Consider the following 21,812-nt stretch of genomic DNA (forward strand, 5'->3'; position numbering starts at 1 on the left):
TTCACCGCAGCCTCAGCTTGGCAGGCGCACTCTCCCGTCATGGCCCGCGCGATCGGGCGTGTGCAGGAGAGTAGGCATGAAGATTCTGGCATTTGTGGCGGCGGGACTGGTCGCCGCATCGGCGGTGACGCCGGTTCCGGCAGAAGCGCAGAGCCGCTGGGGCTATGGCGGGTACGATCGCGGATACCGCGACGGCTGGCGTGGCGATCGTGGCTGGCGCGGTGACCGGGGCTGGCGAGGTGATCGCGGCTGGCGCGGCAACCGGGGCTGGCGCGGCCATCGTGGCTGGCGGGGGCGTGACCGGGTGCGCTGCCGCTGGGTACGCAGCTACTACGGCCCGGTTCAGCGCTGCGTGCGGTTCCGCTGATCCGGCTTGATCGCGTCCGCCCACTCCCCTATCTGGCGCGTCGGGAGTCGGGCGGACGTGGTCGTCGCCAACCTGGTCAGGTCCTGACGGAAGCAGCCACAACGATTTCGCCGCGGGTCGTTCCGGCTCCCACCGCGCATCGCGCAAGCGCGCAGTTGATCCTCTCCATGCGAGCAAGCGCGGTTGGCGGGCTGCACGGCCGACGGACGACGTGGCTCCGCCGCGGTGCGAACTCAAACACCGGCTCCGGCGCGTCCCTCGACTCCGCTCGGACGAACGGTGTCGGCGGCGAACCCTTCGACAATCCCCCGCCCACGCCTTAGATAGCTTGGCATGACCGACTTCCTCGGCCTCGACGAACCGCCGCAGCCGCAGAGCGGTGCCGCCTATCGCGTGCTCGCGCGCAAGTATCGCCCGCAGACGTTCAGGGAGCTGATCGGCCAGGACGCGATGGTCACGACGCTCGCCAACGCGATCCGGCGCGACCGGCTGGCGCACGCGTTTCTGCTGACCGGCGTGCGCGGGGTCGGAAAGACCTCCACCGCGCGGCTGATCGCGAAGGCGCTTAACTGCATCGGCCCGGACGGGCAGGGCGGGCCGACGATCGATCCGTGCGGTCAGTGCGAGCCGTGCCGCGCGATCGCGGAAGGGCGCCACATCGACGTGATCGAGATGGATGCCGCCAGCCACACCGGCATCGACGACATCCGCGAGATCATCGAGGCGTCGCGCTACGCCGCGGTCAGCGCGCGCTACAAGATCTACATCATCGACGAAGTCCACATGCTGTCGAAGGCCGCCTTCAACGGCCTGCTGAAGACGCTGGAGGAACCGCCCGGCCACGTGAAGTTCCTGTTCGCCACGACGGAGGTGAACAAGGTTCCGGTCACCGTCCTGTCGCGCTGCCAGCGCTTCGACCTGCGGCGCATCCCGGCCGAGCTGCTCGCAAAGCATTTCGCGGGCGTCGTCGCGGCGGAGGGCGTGCAGGCGGAGCCGGAAGCGCTGGCGCTGATCGCGCGCGCGGCAGAGGGGTCGGCGCGCGACGGGCTGTCGATCCTTGACCAGGCGATCGCCCATGCCGGGATCGGCGGCGGTGCGGTGTCGGCGGGCGACGTGCGCGACATGCTGGGACTGTCGGATCGCGGTGCGATCCGGGCGCTGTTCGGGCACCTGCTTGCCGGGGAGGCGGCGGAAGCGCTCCGCCTGCTCCGCCAGCAGTACGACCTCGGCGTCGATCCCGCCGCGGTGCTCAAGACGCTGCTTGAGACGGTCCACGGCGTCACGCTGGTGAAGCTCGGCACCGACCTGTCGGCGAGCCAGGCCGCCGAGGAGCAGGCGGTCATGGCCAAATGGGCGACCGCGCTCTCCTACCCGGTGCTTCACCGGCTCTGGCAGCTGCTGCTGAAGGGGCATGAGGAGGTCGGGCGCGCGGCCCTGCCGATCGAGACGGCGGAGATGGCGCTGCTCCGCCTCGTCCACGCCGCCACGCTGCCCGATCCCGGCGAACTGGCGCGCGCGCTGGCGGCCGGGTCGCCCCCGGCGGCTGCCCCGGTCGCGCCGCCGCCGAGCCCCGCGGAGGCGCCGCTTCCGGCGACGGTCGCGGCGCTGGCCGACCTGCTCGACGCGAGCAACCGTCACCTGCTCGCGGCCGGCGTTCGCAACCGGCTGCGTCCGATCCGCTACGCGCCGCCCGAGCTGGTCGCGAGCAACGCGACGCCGCTGCCGGCCGACTTCGCCCGCGATCTCGCGACCGAGCTGCGCGCGATCACCGGCCGGCAGTGGAAGATTACCACCGATGCGGCACCCGGCGAGCCGACCCTCGCCGAGCAGGCGGCGAGCGCCAAGGAGACCGAGCGTGCGGCGGTGCTTGCCTCGCCGATCGTGGCGGCGGCGCTTGAGAGTTTTCCCAACGCCGAGCTGATCGGCTGGACCACCAACGGAGTACGGCACGCATGAAGAGCATCGAAGACATCATGGCCATGGCCCAGAACGTTCAGAGCGAGCTCAGCAAGGCGCAGGCGACGCTCGACACGATCGAGGTGGAGGGCGTGTCCGGCGGCGGACTCGTCAAGGTCCGGGCGTCGGCCAAGGGCCGGATCATCGGCGTCGACATCGACGAGTCGCTGCTGCAGCCGAGCGAGAAGGGGATGGTCGAGGACTTGGTCGCCGCCGCGCTCAACGACGCACGGGCGAAGGCCGATGCGGCGTCCTCCACCGAGATGGGCAAGCTGACCAGCGGGCTGCCGCTTCCGCCCGGGTTCAAGCTGCCGTTTTGATCGCCGCTCGTCGCGGGAACAGCTCCGCTCGTCTGACGTTCAGCCCGCATCCGTAACGATGTGTGAGGTGCGTTATGACCGATTACCGCGACGAGACGACGACCACGACGACCACGACCGGTCCTGCACAGCCGAACGTCACCGTTGTCGAGCGCCGCGGCGGCGGCGGCGGGCTGATCATCGGCCTGCTGGTGCTGATCGCGGTGTGCGTCGGCGCGTATTTCCTCTTCGTCCAGAGCAACAGCGAGGTCCGAAAGAACAATGCGGTCGCGGGTGCTGCACAGGATGTCGGCGATGCGGCCAAGGACGTCGGCGATGCGGCCAAGAAGGCGGTCGACTAAGGTGTTTTCAGTCCGGACTTGACTCGGGTCCAGCATCGGCACGAGGCGACACTTTCACGTGAGCTAGGCGTCGCCGGATCACTGAACCCGCTCTTTGCCGGGGTGACGATTGTTGTAGGGCGCCGATCCCCACTCTCGTCACCCCGAAGTTTATTCGGGGTCCATGGCTCCGCAAGCGCTTCTACAGTTGCTGAGATCGACACTCGCGCATGGCCGGACCTCGGCTTGCGCCGGGGTGAAGATTAGGGTTGTACGCCTTCCTTGACTGACGCCCCGGCGAACGCGAGGGTCCAGTTCCATCGCTAGGCGGTTAACGCCACGCTATTGCAGGCACGCGTCCAGCCCGTCTCGCCGCACAACCCCGATCCGGCGGCTGATCGAATTGCCGTAGCGCCGCGTGAACCCTCGCGGCGATATTCCGGCACGCTTCTTGGGCAGCGGCAGCACCGCGGCGAGTTGCGCCGCCTCGCGCGTGCTCAGCGCGCCCGCGCCGTGACGGAAATAGCGCCGGGCGCCTGCTTCGACTCCATAGGTGCCGATCCCCGTCTCCGCGACGTTCAGGTAGACCTCCATGATCCGTCGCTTGCTCCAAAGTGCCTCGATCAGCAGCGTGAAATAAGCCTCCGCCCCCTTGCGGACGTAGCCACCGCCCTGGAACAGGAACACGTTCTTGGCAGTCTGCTGGCTGATGGTGGAGCCGCCGCGGATCCGACCGCCCTTGCTGTTGCGGTAGGCGGCGGCGGCGATCGCCTGGTAGTCGAAGCCGTTGTGGCTGCAGAAGCGCGCGTCCTCCGCCGCGATCGCCGCGCGCGGCATGTCGGCATCGATCCGCTCCAGCGGCAGCCAGTGCCGGGTGGCGCCGTGCCCGCCGACCATGTCGCCGATCATCGTCCAGGTGATCGGCGGCGGCACGAAGCGGTAGAGAAGGGTGATTGCGACCGACACGAGCAGGAAAGCGAGCACGAGCTTCAGCAGGAAGCGAGACACCCGGCGCAAGAACCCACCGGCGGGAGAGCGTCGAACGCGGTGGCGAGAAGCGGCGGCCATTACGCCGCTGCTAGCCAGCCGCAGCGACGCTGCCAAGCGGATCAGGCGCTCGCCAACATCCGCTTGCCGCCGGCCAGCCGCATCATCGCCTTCTGCAGCTTCTCGAATGCGCGCACCTCGATCTGGCGGACCCGCTCGCGACTGACGCCGTAGACCTGCGAGAGCTCCTCCAGCGTCTTGGGATCGTCGGTCAGGCGCCGCTCAGTCAGGATGTGCTTCTCGCGGTCGTTCAGGTCGTCCATCGCCTCGACCAGCATGTCGTGGCGCACGTCGGCCTCCTGCGCGTCGGCGACGATCGAATCCTGAAGCGGTGAGTCGTCGGCAAGCCAATCCTGCCACTGCCCCTCGCCATCCTCGCGCATCGGCACATTGAGCGACGTGTCGCCACCCATCGCCATGCGGCGGTTCATGGAGGTGACCTCCTCCTGCGTCACGCCCAGATCGGTCGCGATCTTGGCTAGGTGCTCGGGGCTGAGGTCGCCCTCCTCGAAGGCATCGAGCTTCGATTTCATCCGCCGCAGGTTGAAGAACAGTTTCTTCTGCGCGGCGGTGGTGCCCATCTTCACCAGGCTCCAAGATCGCAGGATGAACTCCTGAATGCTCGCGCGAATCCACCACATCGCATAGGTCGCCAGCCGGAAGCCGCGATCCGGCTCGAACTTCTTGACGCCCTGCATCAGGCCGATGTTGCCCTCCGAGATCAGCTCGGAAACGGGCAGGCCGTAGCCGCGGTACCCCATCGCGATCTTCGCGACGAGGCGGAGGTGGGAAGTCACGAGCTGCGCCGCCGCCTCGGGATCGCCGTGCTCCTGGAAGCGCTTGGCGAGCATGTATTCCTGTTCCGGCGCCAGGATCGGGAACTTCTTGATCTCGGCAAGATAGCGGTTGAGGCTCTGCTCCCCGCCAAGCGCAGGGATCGTCGCGGGGACGTTGCTGCCGGTTGCCATGATGGTGGAACTCCCTTCTGTCGCGCGGCTTCGCCGGTGCGAAACAACGACGGACGTTATACGTGAAGCTGGTTGAACAGTTCCTGCATGTCAGCAGGCAGTACGCTTTCGAACGCCAAAGCGTGGCTATTGATCGGGTGGATGAACCCGAGATGCGCGGCATGCAATGCCTGACGCGTGAAACCGAGCGTTTCCAGAACCGCGCGGTGCGCAGGCCGGATACGACCGTACACCGGATCGCCGAGCAGCGGATGACCGATCGAGGCCATATGGACGCGGACCTGGTGCGTGCGGCCGGTTTCCAGCCGGCACTCGACCATCGCCGCCTCGCGCAGCGGGCGATCGAGCCGGTAGTGCGTGACCGCGCGCTTCCCTTCCGCCACGATCGCGACCTTTTTGCGGTTCTGCGGGCTGCGCGCGAGCGGTGCGTCGACCGTTCCCGTCGGCGGGTTGGGGCGGCCGGCGACGATCGCCTGGTAGCGGCGATTGATCGAGTGCGCCTTGAATTGCCTCGCGAGGCCGACATGGGCCCGGTCAGTCTTCGCCGCCACCATCAGCCCGGAGGTGTCCTTGTCGATCCGGTGGACGATGCCGGGCCGGGCGACACCGCCGATCCCCGACAGGCTGCCCCCGCAATGATGGAGCAGTGCGTTGACCAGCGTGCCGTCGGGGTTGCCGGCGGCGGGATGCACGACCAGCCCGGCGGGCTTGTCGATGACGATCAAATGGTCGTCCTCGTAGACGACCTCCAGCGCGATCGCCTGCGCCTCGTTGTGCGCCGGCTCCGGCGCGGGCACCGTGATGCGGAAGGCGCCGCCACCCGGTGCCTTGCGTGCGGGATCGCGGATCAGCCCGTCCGGTCCCGTCACCGCGCCAGAGGAGATCAGCGCCTTGATCCGTTCGCGTGACAGGGTCGGCACCGCCTGCGCAAGCGCCCGGTCCAGTCGCCAGCCGTCCGCCTCGCCGGCGATCCGTGCTTCGATAATGGAAACCCCCCGGTCCATGTGCCACGAAAGATGGTGATGAGCCTGCAGATTTCAAGGTCGTTGCGCGATCGGATCGTTGCCGAAGCCGCTGCCGTTCCGCGGCTGGAAGTATGCGGCTTGCTGCTGGGACGAGCCGGTCTGGTGACAGGAGCGCCCGCCTGCCGCAACGTCGCCGCCGACCCCACCCGCGCGTTTGAGATCGATCCCGCGGCCCTCATCGCCGCGCACCGGGCGGCGCGAGCGGGCGGGCCGGATATCATCGGCTGCTGGCACTCGCACCCGTCGGGAAATGCGCGACCATCGGCCGCCGACGCAGCAGCGGCGCTCGACCCCAGTTGGTGGTGGCTGATCGTGGCGGGGGGCGAGGTCGGAGCCTTCCGCGTCGTTCCGTCCGGGCCGATCCATGGCCGCTTCGCGCCCGTGGCGCTCGCGGCGACGCCATGACGGCTAAGCGGTTGCGGCGGCGCGGCCATCGCGCGTAAGGCGGCCGCTTGCCAGAGGAGCCGCCGTCTTGACCATCGCGCCGATCGACTTCGCCAGCCTGCTCTGCTCGCGCCTGTGCCACGATCTGCTGAGCCCGATCGGCGCGCTCAACAACGGCCTGGAGCTGCTCGCGGACGAGAATGATCCGGCCATGCGCCAGCGCTGCCTGGAGTTGCTGGGGGAGAGTGCGCGGGCGTCGGCGAACAAGCTGAAGTTCTTCCGCCTGGCATTCGGCGCGGCAGGCGGCTTCGGCGACGCGGTCGACACGCGTGAGGCGCAGGCGGCGGTGACCGGGTTGTTCGGCGACAACCGCCGGGTGAGCATCGGCTGGATGGTCGACGAGTCGCAGCTGCCCAAGGGCGCGGTCAAGGTGCTCCTCAACCTGGCGCTGATCGGCGGCGACGCGCTGGTCCGTGGCGGGCAGCTCGATATCGGGGCGGAGCGGGTCGATGAGCAGGTCGAGATCGTGATCCGCGCAGAGGGACCGCGGATCATCCTGGACGAGGAACTGCGCGCGGCGCTTGCCGGGGAGGGCGGAGATACGCCGCTCACGCCGCGTGCGGCGGCGGCGCATCTGGTTCACGCACTGGTGGCGGAGCGCGGCGGCAGCCTGCAGGTCTCGCCCCCCGACGCGCCGCAGCTGCTGTTCGGTGCTGCCTTCGCGGCGTAAACGCCGATTTAACCAGCACCGTCCATGGTCACGGCCGAACAGGGCCTAGGGATCGATGGACGAGCTTCTTCAGGAGTTCATTGCGGAAACGCGCGAGACGCTCGACGCGCTCGGCGGCGAGATCGTCGCGTGGGAGGCGGATCCGTCCGACCGCGCGCGCCTCGATGCGATCTTCCGCTTCGTGCATACGGTGAAGGGCAGCTGCGGCTTCCTTGACCTGCCCCGCCTAGCCCGCCTCAGTCATGCGGCGGAGGACGTGCTGGCGGCGGTGCGCGAGGGGACGCGCGCACCCGATCGCGCGCTGGTCGACGCGGTGCTCGCGATCGTCGACCGGATCGGCCAGCTTGTGGAGGCGATCGAGGGCGGCGTCTCGCTGGACGACAGCGGAGAGGATGAGCTGATCGCGGCGCTGGCGGAGGGCAGCCTCGCGGCCGCACCGGTCAGTGTCGGCATCGCCAGCCGCGCGCCGTCGCGGAGCGTCCGGCTGAACGTCGAGCTGCTTGATCTCATGATGTCGGGCATGTCTGACATGGTGCTCGCCCGCAACGAGCTCGCCCGGCGGCTGCGGGTCGAGAACCCGGATCCCGACCTGGAGGCGGCGCTGGAGCGGCTGTCCGCGACCGTTGCCGAGATGCGCGACACCGTCACGCGGACCCGCATGCAGAAGATCGAGTCTCTCTTCTCCGCGCTGCCCCGGATGGTGCGCGACACGGCAGCCGCGGTCGGCAAGTCGGTATCGGTTCATGTCGAGGGATCGGAGGTCGAGCTCGACCGCGAGATGATCGAGGTGATGCGCGACCCGCTGGTTCACATCATCCGCAACTCGATAGACCACGGGATTGAGGTCCCGGCCGAGCGTCGCCGCCGCGGCAAGCGCGAGAACGGCCGCCTGTGCGTCTCCGCTCGTCAGTCGGGCAATCAGATCGTGCTGGAGATCGCCGACGACGGCGCCGGAATCGACGTCGACCGCGTTATCGCCAAGCTGGTCAGGAACGGCGCGCGCGACGAGCGCGAACTCCGGCAACTGTCGGACAAGGCGAAGCTCGACCTGATCTTCGAGCCCGGTCTTTCGACAAAGGACGAGGTGACCGAGATCTCCGGTCGCGGTGTCGGGATGGATGTCGTCCGTGCCGCCCTCGAGCAGATCGGCGGCCGGATCGAGCTCGACAGCGTGCTCGGCCGCGGGCTGACCATCACCATCCACGTGCCGCTCACGCTCTCGATCATCCCGACGATCATCTGCGGGGTTGGCGATCAGCACTACGCCATTCCGCGCCAAGCGATTGAGGAGATCGTGAGCGAGGGTGCCGAGTCGATTCGCGTTGACCGGCTCGGCGGCGGATCGGTGGTGCGGGTGCGCGACCGCCGACTGCCGCTGGTCGACCTGTCCGAGCGGCTGGCGATTCCCAGCCACGCTGCCCCTGGCGGGCGGATGCTCGCGATCGTGACAACTGGTACCGGCAGCTTTGCCGTCGCGGTCGATCAGGTGCTCGACGCGGAGGAGCTGGTCATCAAGCCGGCGGCCCCCGCGATCATGGCCTGCGGGCTGTTCGCAGGACAGACGCTCCCCGACACCGGCAAGCCGATGCTGATGATCGATTGCGCCGGCCTCGCCAGCGACGCCGGGCTGTCGTTCGTGCGCGAAGCGATGGTCGATGACGAACCCGCCGCCGCGGAAGTGTCGCAGCCACCGGCGCTTCTGTTCCGCGACCTCGACGGCGAGGTTCGTGCGATCCCGCTCGCGGTGGTCGACCGTGTCGATGGCCTGGCCGACGGCCTCATCGGCGTGAGCGCGGGCAAGCTGCGGCTGACCACCGATGGTCAGATCGTGCCGCTCGCCGCCTTTGGCGCGTGGCAGGACCGCGCCAATCTGAGCGTGCTGCGCCTGCGCGACGGCACGACCGAGATCGGCTACGCCATCGTCGAGCCGCTCGACATCGTGACCCTGCCGGCGGAGGTGCTGCCGCCGATCACCCCGGGCGTCGTCGCGGGCACCGTCCTCATCAACGACGCGCCGGTCGAGCTGGTCGACCCGCACTGGCTGTTCGCGACGCTCGCCGATGCGGCGCCGCTCAGCGATCCTGCGGCGCGTCCGCTCTGCCTGATCGACCCGGAAGACAGCTGGCTGGAGAGCTTCGTGCGTCCGATGCTGGAGCGGTCCGGCTACCGCGTCGCCGCGACCGCCGCACCGGGGGAAACGCCGGTCGCGACCATCTGCACGGGACCGAGCGTCATCAACGACAACAAGGTGGTGCGGCTGCGTCCGGAGCCGACCGGCCACGTCGACAGTATCTATCGCTACGACAGGGAGGCGATCCTGGCCGCCGTTGCCGTCCGCGCCTCGGCGTTAGGGAGCCGCACATGACCCTGTTCCTGCTTGCCCAGATCGCGGGTGCTTCGGTCGCGATCGATGCCAATCAGGTCGAATCGGTGGTCGACATCGGCGCGATCACGCCGGCCCCGCGCGCGCCCGCGATCGTGCGCGGCCTGGCCGCGCTGCGCAGCCGCGTGGTGACGGTGCTCGATCCGCGCGTCGCACTCGGCCTGCCCCCAAGCGAAACGACCGCGCGTGCGGTGATCGTACGGGTGGAGGGGCATCACTATGCCCTGCTGGTCGACGGGCTCGACGACGTCGCACCATTTGATCTGGAGCCGCTCGCCAACGGGCTTACGATCGCGCCTGGCTGGCGCGAGATCTGCCGCGGCGTGGTCACGCGCGGCGATGAACCGGTGCTCGCGATCGACTTGGCGGCACTGATCCCCGCTGCCGGCACCGGCGCGCTCGCCGCATAGCGTTAACCGGCCGCTTACGCCTGGTGTTGCACAAGCCCCTACCACTTATGGTCACGAGAGTACCGATCCCATGAAGACCTGCCTCGTCGTCGACGACTCCAAGGTGATCCGCAAGGTCGCCCGGCACATCCTCGAGACGCTCGACTTCGAGGTGCGCGAGGCCGGCGACGGTCGCGAGGCGCTGGACAGCTGCATGGCGGCGGCGCCCGATGTCATCCTGCTCGACTGGAACATGCCGGTGATGAGCGGAATGGAATTCCTGCGCGCGCTGCGTGAGAGCGACATCGCCGCCAAGCCCAAGGTCGTGTTCTGCACGACGGAGAACGGCATGGCCTACATCCGCGCCGCGATCGAGGCGGGCGCCGACGAGTATGTCATGAAGCCGTTCGACCGCGAGACGCTCGAGAGCAAGCTGCAGATCGTGGGTGTCGCCTGAGCCATGGCGCCGACCGCCCTGGGGGCGGCCGCCGGTGATGTAGCGCCGGCCCCGGTCGCCAGCGTCCTGATCGTCGACGATTCGATCGTCGCCCGCGCCGCCATCGCGCGGATCATCGATGGTACCGACCGCTTCATGGTGGCCGGATCGGTCGGAAGCATCCGCGCCGCGCTTGCCTTTCTCGACCGCCACCGGGTCGACGTCATCCTGCTCGATCTGGAACTGCCGGGCATTGACGGCCTGACCGGACTGCCCGACCTGCTCGCGAGCGGGCGCGGCGCAAAGGTGCTGGTCGTCTCCGCCGCGGCCGGCGACGGTGCAACTGCCACCATCCAGGCGCTCGCGCTCGGCGCGGCGGACACGTTGGTCAAGCCGGCGATCGGCTCCGGCGGTCGCCGCTTCGCCGAGCTGCTGGAGGAGCGCCTGTCGCGGCTGTGCGACGCGATGCCGCCGGCCGCCGCCACGGCGAGCAGCGAGGAGGCTGCCACCCCGCTGCCGCAGGTCGGGCCGTTCGACATCGTTGCGATCGGCGCCTCCACCGGCGGCATCCACGCGCTGAGCGCACTGCTGCGGGCCGTCCCGCCAAACTTCGAGCTGCCGATTCTGATCACGCAGCACCTGCCCGCGTCCTTCATGCCCTATTTCGCCGCGCAGCTCGCCGTCCTGGCCGGGCGGCCCTGTGACGTTGCGGAGAACCACATGCGGGTTCGCCCCGGCCGGCTGTTGATCGCGCCAGGCGACGCCCACCTGCGGCTGGCGCGCGTCAGCGGCGGTGCCAGCGTGCGCCTGACCCATGAGTCGGTCGCCAGCGGCTGTACGCCTTCGGTCGATCCCATGTTCGAATCGGTCGCGGAGGTGTTCGGTGCCCGCGCACTCGCCGTTGTGCTGAGCGGTATGGGTCGGGACGGAAGCATCGGTGCGCGTCGGCTGCAGGCGACGGGCGCACCGATCGTGGTGCAGGATCGCCGCTCCTCCGTCGTGTGGGGCATGCCCGGCGCCGTCGCCGGCGCCGGCAGCGCGACCGCGATCCTGCCGCCCGACGCGATCGGGCGCCTGATCGCGACACGCGGCGCCCGTCCATGAGCCACTCCGCACCGGTTCGGCCGGCAGCAGGCGGAGCGATCGGCGCGATCGCCGCGCTGCTGGAACATCGCACCGGTCAGCAGATTGCGGCGTCGCGCGCGTGGCGGCTGGAAACGTCGCTGAAGCCGCTGCTGCGCGGTCTGGGGTTCGCAAGCCTCGACGATCTCGTCGCCGCGCTCGCCATGTCGACAGACGGGCGCCTGGCCGAGCAGGTCGTCGATCTGCTGCTCAATCAGGAGACTTCCTTCTTTCGCGACACGCTGGTGCTGGAGATGGTGGCGGACGCGATCGCCGCGCGCCGGGCGGCGACGCCCGGGCGGCGGTTACGGATCTGGTCGAGCGGCTGCTCGACCGGGCAGGAGCCGCTCAGCCTCGCCATGCTGCTGGAGGAGCGGGGGCTCGGCCCGAATGCGGTTGATCTCGTCGCGACCGACGTCTCCGGCGCGGCGATCACGCGCGCGCGCGCCGGACGCTTTTCCCAATTCGAAATCCAGCGCGGCCTGTCGGTTCTCCGCATGATGCGCTGGTTCGAAAGTGACGATTTCGACTGGGTTGCGCGTTCGGAGCTGCTGCGGCGCGTGCAGTTCCGGCGCCAGAATTTGGTCAGCGACCCGGCCCCGCCCGGCCAGTTCGACCTGGTGCTGTGCCGCAATGTCCTGCTCTACTTTCCGAGCGACGTCCGTCGCGCGGTGTTCGAGCGGCTGGCGGGAGCGCTCCGCGACGACGGACTGCTGGTGCTCGGCGCGGGCGAGACGGTGATCGGGCAGACCGGGCGCTTCGCGCCGACGCCAGCGTGGCGCGGGCTCTACACGCGCACGCCAGCCGCGCGCTGACGGTTGCGTTTCGGCGCGGCCCCGCCCAATCATGGCGGCGATGGAGTTCATCGACACCCCTTCGCCCAATTACGACGACCGCCTGCTGCCGATCAGCGCCATCGTCCTTCACTACACGGGCATGGAGGACGGGCAGGCAGCGCTCGATCGGCTGTGCGATCCCGTCGCCAAGGTGTCCTCGCACTATCTGGTGATGGAGGACGGCACCATTCACCGGCTGGTCGCGGAGGAGAAGCGCGCCTGGCACGCGGGCCGGTCGCATTGGCGCGGGCTCACCGACCTCAACAGCGTGTCCGTCGGTATCGAGATCGCCAACCCGGGCCACGAGTTCAACTACACGCCCTATCCAGACGCGCAGATCGACGCGGTCGTTCGACTGGTCGCGGAGATCAAGAATCGCTGGGAGATCACGCGCGGCAACGTTGTCGGCCACTCGGACATCGCGCCCGACCGCAAGCGTGATCCGGGCGAGCTGTTCCCGTGGGGCAAGCTCGCGCGGCTCCGCCTTGCGCTCCCGCGCCCGACGAAGAACCTGCTGGACCCGGGCTGGTCGGAGGCGGGCTTCCTGCTCGCGCTCGAACGCTTCGGCTATGACGTGACGAGCCCGATGGCGGCGATCATGGCCTTTCAGCGCCGCTTCCGCCCCGAACTGATCGACGGCGAGATCGACGCCGAGTGCCGCATGATCCTGCTCGCGCTGCTGCTTCCCAAACCGCAGGGCGACGACTAAGGGCAGGGGAGCCAGAGGGTCGGGCGGCCGCCGCTTGCGTTTCACGCGAGGGGAGGAAAGTCCGGGCTCCACGGAAACGACGGTGGCGGGTAACGCCCGCCGGGGGCGACCCCAGGGACAGTGCCACAGAGAGCAGACCGCCGCTGATGCCTCGGGATCGGCGGCAAGGGTGAAAGGGTGCGGTAAGAGCGCACCGCGGCCCCGGCAACGGGTGCCGGTCGTGGTAAACCCCACCGGGAGCAAGACCGAATAGGGACGGCACACGCGCTTCGTTCCGGCGCGTCGTCCGGGTTGGTTGCTGGAGGCGGCGCGCGAGCGTCGTCCTAGAGGAATGGTCGCCCATCCCCGTCCTACCGGGACGGGGTGGACAGAACCCGGCTTACAGACCCTCTGGCGCTTATCTTGTCGTCGCCGCGACGAGCACCTCGTCGCCGGCGGCGATCCGCTCCTCCGTCGTCAGCAGTACGCGCTCCGGCCGCGGTACCGCATCGAGCGGGGTTGCCGCGTCGATCTCCATCATCGGGCGGATCAGCCCGTCGCGGATGTCGTAGACCCAGCCGTGCAGGAACAGTTCGGCCCCGGCGGCGAACGCCTGCTGCACCGGTGCGGTCCGCGCGAGGTTCACCAGCTGGTCGCGGACGTTCACCTCGACGAAGCGGTTGACCCGCGCTTCCTGGCCGTCCTGCGCGTCGATATCCTCGCGGTGATCCTCATACACCTGGCGCGCGGTATCAAGCCAGGCGGCCATCGATCCCGTCGCCGTTCCGGTGACCGCGGCCGTGCTGCCGACGCAGCCATAATGGCCGCAGACGATGATGTGCCGGACCTTCAGCGTCGTCACCGCGTGTTCGATCAACGCCATGAGGTTGTGGTCGTCGTGCTTGACCAAATTCGCCATGTTGCGGTGGAGCAGCATGTCGCCGGGCGGCGTCTGGGTCATCTGCTCCGGGCTGACGCGGCTGTCCGACGATCCGATCCAGAGGAACTCCGGGCACTGGCCGGCGGTCTGCTGCGCGAAGAAGTCGGCGCGCTCGTCGGTCAGCTCGGTCGCCCACGCCTGGTTGGCGAGCAGCAGCTGCTTGTACGTCCTCATGCGAACCGCACTCCCCGCGCGGGTGCATTGATCAGCGGCGCGCTGCGCTCGGCGATGTCGCCGCGGACGGTGACGGTTATGTCGCGGTACGAGGCGCCCTTGATGAAGGCGTTGATGATGTCGACGTTGTCGAGGTCGACGTAATTGGTCGACGACAGGTCGATCATCACGTTGGCGCCGTCCGGCACGCGACCAAGCTCGCGCTGCAGCTCCACCTTGTGGATGAAGTAGAGGTTGCGCCGCGCGCGGATCAGTACGTCCTCGCCCCGCTGCGCATAAGTGATCGCGGTGCGGAAGTTGCGCGCGATCACGAATACGAAGCCGACGCCGAGGCCGATCACGATGCCGATCAGCAGATCGGTGAACAGGATCGCGGTGATCGTCGCGACGAACGGCACGAACTGCGTCCAGCCCTGCTTGAACCGCTCGGCGAACAGCTTCGGGCTGGTCAGCTTGTACCCGGTCTGGATCAGCACGGCGGCGAGGGCCGCGAGCGGGATCAGGTTGAGGACGGTCGGGATCAGCAGCACGCTCAGCAGCAGCCACAGGCCGTGCATGATCGTCGACGCCTTCGACTGCGCATTGGCGCCGACATTCGCGGAGGAGCGCACGATCACGGAAGTGACCGGCAGCCCGCCGATCAGCCCGGAGGCGATGTTGCCGCCGCCCTGCGCCATCAGTTCCCAGTTCTTGTCGGTGGTGCGGCGCTGCGGATCGAGCTCGTCGATCGCCTTGACGCTCAGCAGCGATTCGAGGCTCGCGACGATCGCGAGGGTCAGTGCCGTGGTCCACACCGCCGGGTTGCCGATCGCGCCGAAGTCGGGGACCGAGAACAACGAGGTGAACGCGCCAAGGCTCTCAGCGACCGGCACCGTCACAAGGTGCTCCTGCTGCAGCTGGAGCGAGGGCGCCACGCTGCCGAACAGCAGGTTGAGCACGACGCCTAGCACCACCACGACCAGCGGCCCTGGCAGGAAGCGCAGCGGCCCGTGCTTGGGCTTGTTGGCTTCCCACCAGAATAGGAAGGCGAGCCCAATCCCCGCGATGATGATCGCACCCGGCGTGACCTTGTCGACGAGCGCGTACCAGATGGCAGAGAAGGTATTGTATCCGTCGGGCTGCCCGAACTCGAAGGTGCCCTCCGGCCCCCCGTCGTAGCCGATCGCGTGCGGGATCTGCTTCAGGATCAGGATCAGTCCGATCGCGGCGAGCATGCCGGTGATGACGGACGAGGGTACGAATTCGGACAGCACGCCCGAGCGGGTGACGGAGAAGAGCAGCTGGAGCACGCCGGCGAGCACGGTCGCGAGCAGGAAAGCCTCAAAGGTCGGCAGGCGCTGGATCGCGTCAAAGACGATCACGGTCAGGCCCGCGGCCGGGCCGCTGACCGAGAGCGGCGACTTAGAGAGCCCGCCGACGATGATGCCGCCGCAGATGCCGGCGATCAGGCCGGAGAAGAGCGGCGCGCCGGACGCGAGCGCAACGCCGAGACAGAGGGGAAGCGCGACGAGCGCGACCACGATGGAGGCGGGGAGATCCGCCTTCCACGTCGAAAGGAACGAACTGGGTGCCACGCGGCCCTCGCTACGGATCGGAAGCGACCGGTTTATGACGGAGCGCGCTACAATAGGTGGAGGGCGTGTTAGGAAGTGTTGCTGCCTTGCGCCGCTCCGGCCAGGGCCTATGTCGCTGCGGATGGCACGCGCGACCCGCTCAAACGACTGGGGCTTCCCACGCTGGCGCGAATACGGCGCCGAGCGCGAGGCGACGCGGGTGCGGCTATGCGATCGTCACGGCTGCGCGGAACCCGGCAACCATCCCGCGCCCAAGGCACCCAACAGCCCTGAGCGCTGGTATTTCTGCCAGGCACACGCCGCCGAGTACAACCGCGGCTGGAACTATTTCGAGGGTTTGAGCGCCGAGGAAGCGGCCGAGCGCGAGGCCAGGGACCAGCGTACCCAGGCCGGGTACCGCCAGTCCAGCCACCAGGCCTGGGCGGGTTCCGGCGACGGCAGCCGCTCGCGCGACGAGATGCGGGCGCTTGATGTGCTCGGGCTCGATCCCGATGCCGAGTTCGAGGCGGTCCGGACCGCCTGGCGCCGGCTCGCCAAGGAAAGCCATCCGGACGTGCGGCCTGGGGACGCTGACGCCGCCAAGCGCTTCCAGGCGGTACAGACCGCCTATGAGGTGCTGCGGGCGGCCGAAGAGCGGCGGGAGTGGAAGCCGGCGTGAAGGATCACGTCCGCGCCGACTGGACGGGCGCGATCCTGGTGTGCGGCAAATGCTCCAAGAAGCTCGGCGGCGGCTTCGGGCCGAAGGGTCGCACCCCGCTCGGCAAGGCACTGCGCCAGCTCTTGGGGCTCAAGCGATCGCGCAAGGCTGGGCTCGGCGTGGTCGAGGTTGGCTGCTTGAAGGTGTGTCCGAAGGGCGCGGTAACGCTGGTCGATACAGGGGCGCCTACCCGCTGGCATCTGGTCCCTGCCGGAATGCCGGTCGAGCAGCTCGCCCGCGACCTGGGGATCGCTCAGACGTAGCGGGCGGCCGTCTCGCGAATGAGCCCGATCATGTTGGGGATGCCCTGCGTCCGGTTGGAGCTGAGCTGTTTCTGCAGGTCGAACGGCGCCAATGCGTCGGTGACGTCGGTCGCAAGGATGTCGCGCGGCGCGCGGTCCTGCACGGCGGTCAGCACCAGTGCGATGATGCCCTTGGTGATGGCGGCGTTGCTGTCGGCCAGGAAGTGGAGGGTGCCGTCATCCCGCACCGTTGGATAGACCCATACCGCTGCGGAACAGCCCCGGACCAGCGTGGCGTCGGTCTTCAGCGCCTCCGGCATCGGCTCCAGCGCCCGACCGAGATCGATCAGCAGGCGGTAGCGGTCGTCAGGGTCGAGGAAGCCGTACTCGTCGGCGATGTCGGACAGCGTTGCCATACCCGACCCGCTACCGGCACGGCCCTTACAGGTCCACCCCGGCGGCGATCGCCTCCAGCTTGCGGATGCGCTCGCGCAGGTCCGCCATCTCGATCCGGTTGCCGGCGCTGGCGACCGGGCCGGCCGGCGTGCGCTCCTGCCGGTCGGCCTCCAGCTGCTCGCGCTTGAGCTGCAACCACCCGCGCCATCCCGACAGACTCGCCGCGGTGACGATGCCGAGGCCGGCGAGCCCGGCCGAGGCAATTGTGATGTAGAGGTTAGGATCGGTCATGATGCTCACTCCTCAGTTCTCGCGGGGACCGCGCAGCTTCTCGATCTCGCGATCGAGGCGCAGGCTGCCCTCGTTGTCGGTGACCACGCGCTCCAGCACCTGGATGCGCTCGCGCAGGTCGGCGATCTCGCCTTTCAGGCGGTGGTTTTCGGCCGACACCGCGGCGTCGTCGCGAACGCTGTACCCGCGCTCGCCATGCGGGCCGTACTTGCGGTGCCGGATGCCCCTCTTCGCCTTGATGATGCTGCTGAACATCACGATCGCGACGATCAGGACCACCATGAATTGACCACCGGTCATGTTCTCAACTCCCCTTTGTCTCGTTGCCGGCTATTCGGCGGGCAGCAGGGCTGCCTCGCGGGCGGCGCGGCGGCGCGGGCGGTCACGGCGCTCGGTGATGAAGCAGCCGATTCCGGCCACCGCCACCATGACGGCGATGAAGATGGTCATCGATGTTGTCCTTGTGTCTGCTTTGTCGGGGCGGAGAGCTGTCCGCCGCAGTATTTCGTCAGTTCAGCGGGCGGAGATCGCTCCGCTCGTCCCGCAGCCGCTCGATCTGATCGGCGACCGCGATCCCGCGATCCGTCACGATCCGCTCCAGCACCTGTACCCGCTGCTCCAGCCGCTCGGTGTGCGCCGCGTACTGCGCCGCCTTCTCCGCGGTCTGAGCATTGAGCGCCGCTGCCATCACTTCCTTGTGCTTGAGCCAGCGCTTGAACATCTCGCTACCGATCCCGAGGATTACCGGCAGTCCGACAACCACGAAGGCGAGCATGAAGATGGTGAAGCCGTTCATCGTGCAGGTTCCTTCCAGGCTCAGCGCAAGGCGTCGATCTCGCGGGCGGTGCGGGCGGCGGGATCGGTTGCGATCCGTTCCAGCACCGCGATCCGCTCCTCCAGTCGGCTGACCTGGCCGACCAGCCGCTCGTTCTCCGACGTCAGCAGCCGGACGGTGCGATCGGTCTCCGGGCTGCTCTTGTGCGACAGGCCGCTCCACTCGTTCTCGACCGGATAGCCGTGGCGGGCGCGGATCCAGTTGTTCACGAGCCAACCGACGGTCGAGATCGCGACGATTGCGATGACGAAGCCGGGTCCGTGCCAGTCCATCGTTCAGGTCCCTTTCGCGTGCAGGCTGCGGCTCAGCGCAGCGCCTCGATTTCGTCTGCCAGTCGCGTGTTGCGGCTGGTGTAGTGGGTTTCGATGTCGGCCAGGCGCCGGTCGAGCTCGCGGAACTTCGAGCGGACCTCCGCCGTGCTGCGCTTCGGGTTTGATCGCACGCCCTGCCAGAACTTCTGGTCCTCCGGCGTGTCGTAGAGACCCGACGGCTTGGGCGGCGCCAGCATCCCTGCTGCGACGTAGGCGATGATGGTCAGGCCGCTCACCGCGACCGTCAGGACGACCAGTCCGACGCGGATCACCGTGGTGTCGATCCCCGTGTAATCGGCAATCCCGGCGCAGACGCCCATCCACTTTCCATTGGCCTTGTCGGTGTAGAATTTCGTGCGGCTGGCGGACATCTCAGTTCCTCCGGGAATATTGGTAGTCGATCTCGCTGACGCTGGCCGACGGGGTGGGTGCCGAGAGCTGGCGAAAGTCGGGGTTGTCGGCAGCGACGATGCGCTCCACCGTCTGCACCCGCTCCTCCATCCGCCGCGCGAAGTGGTAGAGCTCGTCGAGAAGCTTCTCGTCCTCGTCGGTAATCTTCGGCGCCTGCTTCCACTTCGTGACGTAGTGGAAGATGAGCCAGGGCAGTCCGATGAAGATCGAGACGATCGCGATGACCGGGATCAGCTCACCCATCTCAACCCTCCTTGCTCAGGCGGGCCTTCAGCGCGGCGAGTTCGGCGTCGACGCGGTCGCTGGAGCGTAGATCGGCGATCTCGTCCTCCAGCGTCCGCACCGCACCCAGCCCGGCGGCCTCGGCGCGGCCCTCCGCCTCGTCGACCTTCCGCTCCAGCACATCGAAGCGGGAGAAGGCCTCCGCCGTCTTCGGTCCCGCGTACATGTCACGCAGGCGGAAGCGGTTGTTCGCACTCTCCAGCCGGGTCTCGACCGAGTTCTGGCGGGCGCGTGCTTCGCTCAGCTTCTTCTGGAGCTTGGCGATGTCGCCCTCCGACGCGCGCAGCGCATCCTCCAGCACCGCGATCTCCGCATTCAGCTGGTCGCACATGTCGGTCGCCTTCTGGCGCTCAACCAGCGCCGCCTTGGCGAGGTCCTCACGGTTCTTGGACAGTGCGAGCTCGGCCTTCTCGGTCCAGCTGGCCTGCAGCGCCTCCAGCTTGGTGACGTGGCGGCGCATCTCCTTCTGGTCGGCGATGGTGCGGGCGGCCGACGCGCGGACCTCTACCAGCGTGTCCTCCATCTCGGAGATGATCATGCGGACCATCTTGGCCGGATCCTCGGCCCGATCGAGCAGGTCGGTGACGTTGGCTGCGATGATGTCCCGCGTCCGGGAAAAGATGCCCATGGAAGTCGAACTCCTTCACTCTCTCATCTGGTTGCCGGGGCGGGGCGAGGGATTCCGCCCCGGCGCGCCGACCAGGGGAGATCGGCGTATGCCAGAGACTATGCACAGGCCGTGCCAATCTCACCAACGGCGGTTTTCCCACCTTTTCTAAGATGCCGCGGTGTGGTCACGCTTTGGGGCTTGCCAACCTTTGGTGGATTGCGCCAATCCTCCGCGCCATGGAGCGCACGACCCAGGTCATCGGCCAATCAAGTGTCTTCCTCGATGCGCTGGAGCGGGCGAGCCGCGCTGCGGCACTCGACCGCCCGGTGCTGGTGATCGGGGAGCGCGGCACCGGCAAGGAGCTGGTGGCGGAGCGGCTCCACCGCCTCTCGCCGCGCTGGGACCAGCCGCTGGTCGTCATGAACTGCGCGGCGCTTCCGGAAACGCTGATCGAGGCCGAGCTGTTCGGGCACGAGGCCGGCGCCTTCACCGGCGCGACCAAGGCGCGTGCCGGACGGTTCGAGGAGGCGCACGGGGGCACGCTGTTCCTCGACGAACTCGGCACGCTGTCGTCGGCGGCACAGGAGCGGCTGCTGCGCGCGGTGGAATATGGCGAGGTCACCCGGATCGGCGCGTCGCGTCCCATGCGGGTCGACGTCCGGATCGTCGCCGCCACCAACGAGCATCTGCCAGAGCGGGTGGAGAAGGGCACGTTTCGCGCCGACCTGCTCGACCGTTTGAGTTTCGAGGTGGTGACGCTGCCGCCGCTCCGGGCACGACCGAGCGACATTCTGGTCCTGGCCGACTTCTTCGGGCGCCGCATGGCGTCGGAGGTCGGGCGCGACAGTTGGGTCGGCTTCGGCCCCAACGCGATCGACGCGCTGTCAGAATACCGTTGGCCGGGGAACGTCCGCGAGCTGCGCAATGTGGTGGAGCGCGCCGTCTATCGCTGGGAACAGCCCGGACCGATCGACGCGATCGAGATCGATCCGTTCGCCTCCCCGCATCGCCCGGGTGCGGCCTCGAAGCCGCTCGCGAGCGAGCCGCCGCGTGCGGGAAGCAACGTGCCGACCGAGGAGCCGGTGGTCGCGTGCGAGGAGGGGCCGTCCGACTTCAAGGCGCGCGTCGCCCGCTTCGAGCGCGAGCTGCTCAGCCGCAGCCTGGCCGAGCATCGCTTCAACCAGCGCGCCGCCGCCCAGGCGCTCGGCCTCAGCTACGACCAGCTGCGTCACGCGCTGCGCCGCCACGAGTTGATCTAGCGCAGCTTCTGAACCATCTGGCTCCCGCGACGTTTGCCGCGCAAGGGAGACTGACATGACACATCCGCGTCGTACCGTGATCGCCGGCATCGGCGCGCTTGTCACGGCGGCAGGGTTGCGACTCAACCTCGTCCCCGGCGCGCTCGCCGCGCAACGCAAATCCAAGGAGAAGACAATGGCCTTCGAACTGCCGCCGCTGCCCTACGCCTATGACGCGCTGGAGCCGACGATCGACAAGGAGACCATGACGCTCCACCACGACAAGCACCACAAGGCCTATACCGACAAGCTGAACGAGGGCGTCGCCGCGGACAGCAAGCTTGCCGGCAAGTCGATCGAGGAAATTCTGGCCAACGTCTCCAGCCAGCCCGCGCTGATCCGCAACAACGGCGGCGGCTACTGGAACCACGACTTCTTCTGGAAATCGATGAAGGGCGGCGGATCGCAGCCGTCGGGCGCGCTGAAGTCTGCGATCGAGGCCAAGTGGGGCTCGGTCGACGCGATGAAGGAGAAGTTCAACGCGGCCGGCGTCGGCCAGTTCGGGTCGGGCTGGGTGTGGCTGATCGTCGGCCAGAACGGCGAGCTGGAGATCACCTCGACCCCGAACCAGGACAACCCGCTGATGGACGTCGCGCAGGTGAAGGGCACGCCGATCCTGGGTAACGACGTGTGGGAGCACGCCTACTACATCACCTACCGGAACGTTCGTCCGGACTATCTAAAGGCGTGGTGGAACGTCGTCGACTGGGATGTCGCGAACCAGCGCTACGAGGCGGCGAAGAAGTAAGGTGAGCGGGCGGGTGGCTCAGGTCACCCGCC

At 68.3% G+C, this 21,812-nt stretch carries 29 protein-coding genes and 2 other RNA genes; 18 read left to right on the top strand and 13 right to left on the bottom strand.

What is annotated here, in order from left to right:
* Window positions 1–76 precede the first annotated feature (76 nt).
* The 5 genes from CRO12_RS13535 to CRO12_RS13555 all read left to right on the top strand — a co-directional run bounded on the left by CRO12_RS13535 (window position 77) and on the right by CRO12_RS13555 (window position 2,984).
* Window positions 77–367, top strand: a complete 291-nt coding sequence (locus CRO12_RS13535) for a hypothetical protein (RefSeq protein ID WP_179641034.1) — start codon at window positions 77–79, stop codon at window positions 365–367.
* Between the two features lie 39 nt (window positions 368–406).
* An RNA gene (gene ffs, locus CRO12_RS13540) (signal recognition particle sRNA small type) lies at window positions 407–504 on the top strand.
* Between the two features lie 196 nt (window positions 505–700).
* On the top strand, window positions 701–2,323 hold the full coding sequence (locus CRO12_RS13545) for a DNA polymerase III subunit gamma/tau (protein WP_097064602.1): 1,623 nt from the start codon (window positions 701–703) through the stop codon (window positions 2,321–2,323).
* Entirely contained in the window at window positions 2,320–2,643 is a 324-nt protein-coding gene (locus tag CRO12_RS13550; protein ID WP_097064603.1) for a YbaB/EbfC family nucleoid-associated protein, read from the top strand. The genes CRO12_RS13545 and CRO12_RS13550 overlap by 4 nt, the downstream gene beginning before the upstream one ends.
* A 74-nt stretch (window positions 2,644–2,717) precedes the next feature.
* Window positions 2,718–2,984 (top strand): hypothetical protein, encoded by a 267-nt coding sequence (locus CRO12_RS13555; RefSeq protein ID WP_097064604.1) that lies wholly within the window; start codon window positions 2,718–2,720, stop codon window positions 2,982–2,984.
* A 321-nt stretch (window positions 2,985–3,305) separates the two neighbouring features.
* Here the strand turns inward: CRO12_RS13555 and mtgA are convergent, their stop codons facing one another.
* Genes mtgA through CRO12_RS13570 form a run of 3 tightly spaced genes read right to left on the bottom strand, consistent with a single transcriptional unit; the run spans window position 3,306 to window position 5,982 of the window.
* Window positions 3,306–4,031, bottom strand: a complete 726-nt coding sequence (gene mtgA / locus CRO12_RS13560) for a monofunctional biosynthetic peptidoglycan transglycosylase (protein ID WP_179641035.1) — start codon at window positions 4,029–4,031, stop codon at window positions 3,306–3,308.
* 41 nt (window positions 4,032–4,072) lie between these two features.
* Entirely contained in the window at window positions 4,073–4,978 is a 906-nt protein-coding gene (rpoH, locus tag CRO12_RS13565; protein WP_097064606.1) for an RNA polymerase sigma factor RpoH, read from the bottom strand.
* Between the two features lie 56 nt (window positions 4,979–5,034).
* On the bottom strand, window positions 5,035–5,982 hold the full coding sequence (locus tag CRO12_RS13570) for an RluA family pseudouridine synthase (protein ID WP_097064607.1): 948 nt from the start codon (window positions 5,980–5,982) through the stop codon (window positions 5,035–5,037).
* A 12-nt stretch (window positions 5,983–5,994) separates the two neighbouring features.
* Here CRO12_RS13570 and CRO12_RS13575 point away from each other — a divergent pair, with 12 nt between their 5' ends.
* The 9 genes from CRO12_RS13575 to rnpB all read left to right on the top strand — a co-directional run bounded on the left by CRO12_RS13575 (window position 5,995) and on the right by rnpB (window position 13,390).
* Window positions 5,995–6,408 (top strand): M67 family metallopeptidase, encoded by a 414-nt coding sequence (locus tag CRO12_RS13575; protein WP_342747243.1) that lies wholly within the window; start codon window positions 5,995–5,997, stop codon window positions 6,406–6,408.
* Window positions 6,409–6,475: 67 nt separating this feature from the next.
* Window positions 6,476–7,117, top strand: a complete 642-nt coding sequence (locus CRO12_RS13580) for a histidine phosphotransferase family protein (RefSeq protein ID WP_097064608.1) — start codon at window positions 6,476–6,478, stop codon at window positions 7,115–7,117.
* Between the two features lie 55 nt (window positions 7,118–7,172).
* Complete coding sequence (locus CRO12_RS13585) at window positions 7,173–9,482, top strand: chemotaxis protein CheA (protein ID WP_097064609.1); 2,310 nt, start codon at window positions 7,173–7,175, stop codon at window positions 9,480–9,482.
* The gene (locus tag CRO12_RS13590; RefSeq protein ID WP_097064610.1) at window positions 9,479–9,910 is read left to right on the top strand and encodes a chemotaxis protein CheW; all 432 of its coding nucleotides are present in this window, start codon (window positions 9,479–9,481) and stop codon (window positions 9,908–9,910) included. The genes CRO12_RS13585 and CRO12_RS13590 overlap by 4 nt, the downstream gene beginning before the upstream one ends.
* A gap of 70 nt (window positions 9,911–9,980) precedes the next feature.
* Window positions 9,981–10,346, top strand: coding sequence for a response regulator (locus tag CRO12_RS13595; RefSeq protein WP_097064611.1), 366 nt, complete (start codon window positions 9,981–9,983; stop codon window positions 10,344–10,346).
* Window positions 10,347–10,349: 3 nt separating this feature from the next.
* A complete protein-coding gene (locus CRO12_RS13600; protein ID WP_097064612.1) occupies window positions 10,350–11,429 on the top strand; it encodes a chemotaxis protein CheB in 1,080 nt (359 codons plus the stop codon).
* Window positions 11,426–12,262 carry a CheR family methyltransferase gene (locus CRO12_RS13605; RefSeq protein WP_179641036.1) on the top strand — a complete coding sequence of 279 codons (837 nt, stop codon included), beginning with the start codon at window positions 11,426–11,428 and terminating at the stop codon, window positions 12,260–12,262. Before CRO12_RS13600 ends, CRO12_RS13605 begins: the two co-directional genes overlap by 4 nt.
* A gap of 40 nt (window positions 12,263–12,302) precedes the next feature.
* Complete coding sequence (locus CRO12_RS13610; RefSeq protein WP_097065073.1) at window positions 12,303–12,992, top strand: N-acetylmuramoyl-L-alanine amidase; 690 nt, start codon at window positions 12,303–12,305, stop codon at window positions 12,990–12,992.
* Between the two features lie 11 nt (window positions 12,993–13,003).
* An RNA gene (gene rnpB, locus CRO12_RS13615) (RNase P RNA component class A) lies at window positions 13,004–13,390 on the top strand.
* Here the strand turns inward: rnpB and CRO12_RS13620 are convergent.
* Window positions 13,390–14,085: a carbonic anhydrase gene (locus CRO12_RS13620; protein WP_097064613.1), complete on the bottom strand. Its 696-nt coding sequence runs from the start codon at window positions 14,083–14,085 to the stop codon at window positions 13,390–13,392. The two genes, rnpB and CRO12_RS13620, sit on opposite strands and share 1 nt — an antisense overlap.
* On the bottom strand, window positions 14,082–15,659 hold the full coding sequence (locus tag CRO12_RS13625; protein ID WP_097064614.1) for a SulP family inorganic anion transporter: 1,578 nt from the start codon (window positions 15,657–15,659) through the stop codon (window positions 14,082–14,084). Before CRO12_RS13625 ends, CRO12_RS13620 begins: the two co-directional genes overlap by 4 nt.
* 121 nt (window positions 15,660–15,780) lie before the next feature.
* Here CRO12_RS13625 and CRO12_RS13630 point away from each other — a divergent pair, with 121 nt between their 5' ends.
* Together CRO12_RS13630 and CRO12_RS13635 are read left to right on the top strand one after the other, a co-directional pair.
* Window positions 15,781–16,317 carry a J domain-containing protein gene (locus CRO12_RS13630; RefSeq protein ID WP_097065074.1) on the top strand — a complete coding sequence of 179 codons (537 nt, stop codon included), beginning with the start codon at window positions 15,781–15,783 and terminating at the stop codon, window positions 16,315–16,317.
* Window positions 16,314–16,619 (top strand): hypothetical protein, encoded by a 306-nt coding sequence (locus tag CRO12_RS13635; protein ID WP_097065075.1) that lies wholly within the window; start codon window positions 16,314–16,316, stop codon window positions 16,617–16,619. The genes CRO12_RS13630 and CRO12_RS13635 overlap by 4 nt, the downstream gene beginning before the upstream one ends.
* Here the strand turns inward: CRO12_RS13635 and CRO12_RS13640 are convergent.
* The 8 genes from CRO12_RS13640 to pspA all read right to left on the bottom strand — a co-directional run bounded on the left by CRO12_RS13640 (window position 16,610) and on the right by pspA (window position 19,752).
* Window positions 16,610–17,014 (bottom strand): SufE family protein, encoded by a 405-nt coding sequence (locus CRO12_RS13640; protein ID WP_097064615.1) that lies wholly within the window; start codon window positions 17,012–17,014, stop codon window positions 16,610–16,612. The genes CRO12_RS13635 and CRO12_RS13640 overlap by 10 nt on opposite strands.
* Window positions 17,015–17,039: 25 nt before the next feature.
* A complete protein-coding gene (locus tag CRO12_RS13645; RefSeq protein WP_097065076.1) occupies window positions 17,040–17,285 on the bottom strand; it encodes a hypothetical protein in 246 nt (81 codons plus the stop codon).
* Between the two features lie 12 nt (window positions 17,286–17,297).
* Entirely contained in the window at window positions 17,298–17,585 is a 288-nt protein-coding gene (locus tag CRO12_RS13650) for a hypothetical protein (RefSeq protein ID WP_245858523.1), read from the bottom strand.
* A gap of 208 nt (window positions 17,586–17,793) precedes the next feature.
* Entirely contained in the window at window positions 17,794–18,081 is a 288-nt protein-coding gene (locus CRO12_RS13655; RefSeq protein ID WP_097064616.1) for a hypothetical protein, read from the bottom strand.
* Window positions 18,082–18,101: 20 nt separating this feature from the next.
* A complete protein-coding gene (locus CRO12_RS13660) occupies window positions 18,102–18,392 on the bottom strand; it encodes a hypothetical protein (RefSeq protein WP_097064617.1) in 291 nt (96 codons plus the stop codon).
* Window positions 18,393–18,424: 32 nt separating this feature from the next.
* Window positions 18,425–18,802: an envelope stress response membrane protein PspC gene (gene pspC, locus CRO12_RS13665; protein WP_097064618.1), complete on the bottom strand. Its 378-nt coding sequence runs from the start codon at window positions 18,800–18,802 to the stop codon at window positions 18,425–18,427.
* A 1-nt stretch (window position 18,803) separates the two neighbouring features.
* Complete coding sequence (pspB, locus tag CRO12_RS13670; protein ID WP_097064619.1) at window positions 18,804–19,085, bottom strand: envelope stress response membrane protein PspB; 282 nt, start codon at window positions 19,083–19,085, stop codon at window positions 18,804–18,806.
* Between the two features lies 1 nt (window position 19,086).
* On the bottom strand, window positions 19,087–19,752 hold the full coding sequence (gene pspA / locus CRO12_RS13675; protein ID WP_097064620.1) for a phage shock protein PspA: 666 nt from the start codon (window positions 19,750–19,752) through the stop codon (window positions 19,087–19,089).
* Between the two features lie 218 nt (window positions 19,753–19,970).
* Between pspA and pspF the strand changes: the two genes are divergently transcribed.
* Both pspF and CRO12_RS13685 read left to right on the top strand, forming a co-directional pair.
* A complete protein-coding gene (gene pspF, locus CRO12_RS13680) occupies window positions 19,971–20,993 on the top strand; it encodes a phage shock protein operon transcriptional activator (RefSeq protein ID WP_097064621.1) in 1,023 nt (340 codons plus the stop codon).
* 175 nt (window positions 20,994–21,168) lie between these two features.
* Complete coding sequence (locus CRO12_RS13685) at window positions 21,169–21,780, top strand: superoxide dismutase (protein WP_097065078.1); 612 nt, start codon at window positions 21,169–21,171, stop codon at window positions 21,778–21,780.
* The last annotated feature ends 32 nt before the right edge of the window (window positions 21,781–21,812 follow it).

This window comes from Sphingomonas guangdongensis (assembly GCF_900199185.1).
Taxonomy (GTDB): Bacteria; Pseudomonadota; Alphaproteobacteria; order Sphingomonadales; family Sphingomonadaceae; genus Sphingomonas; species Sphingomonas guangdongensis.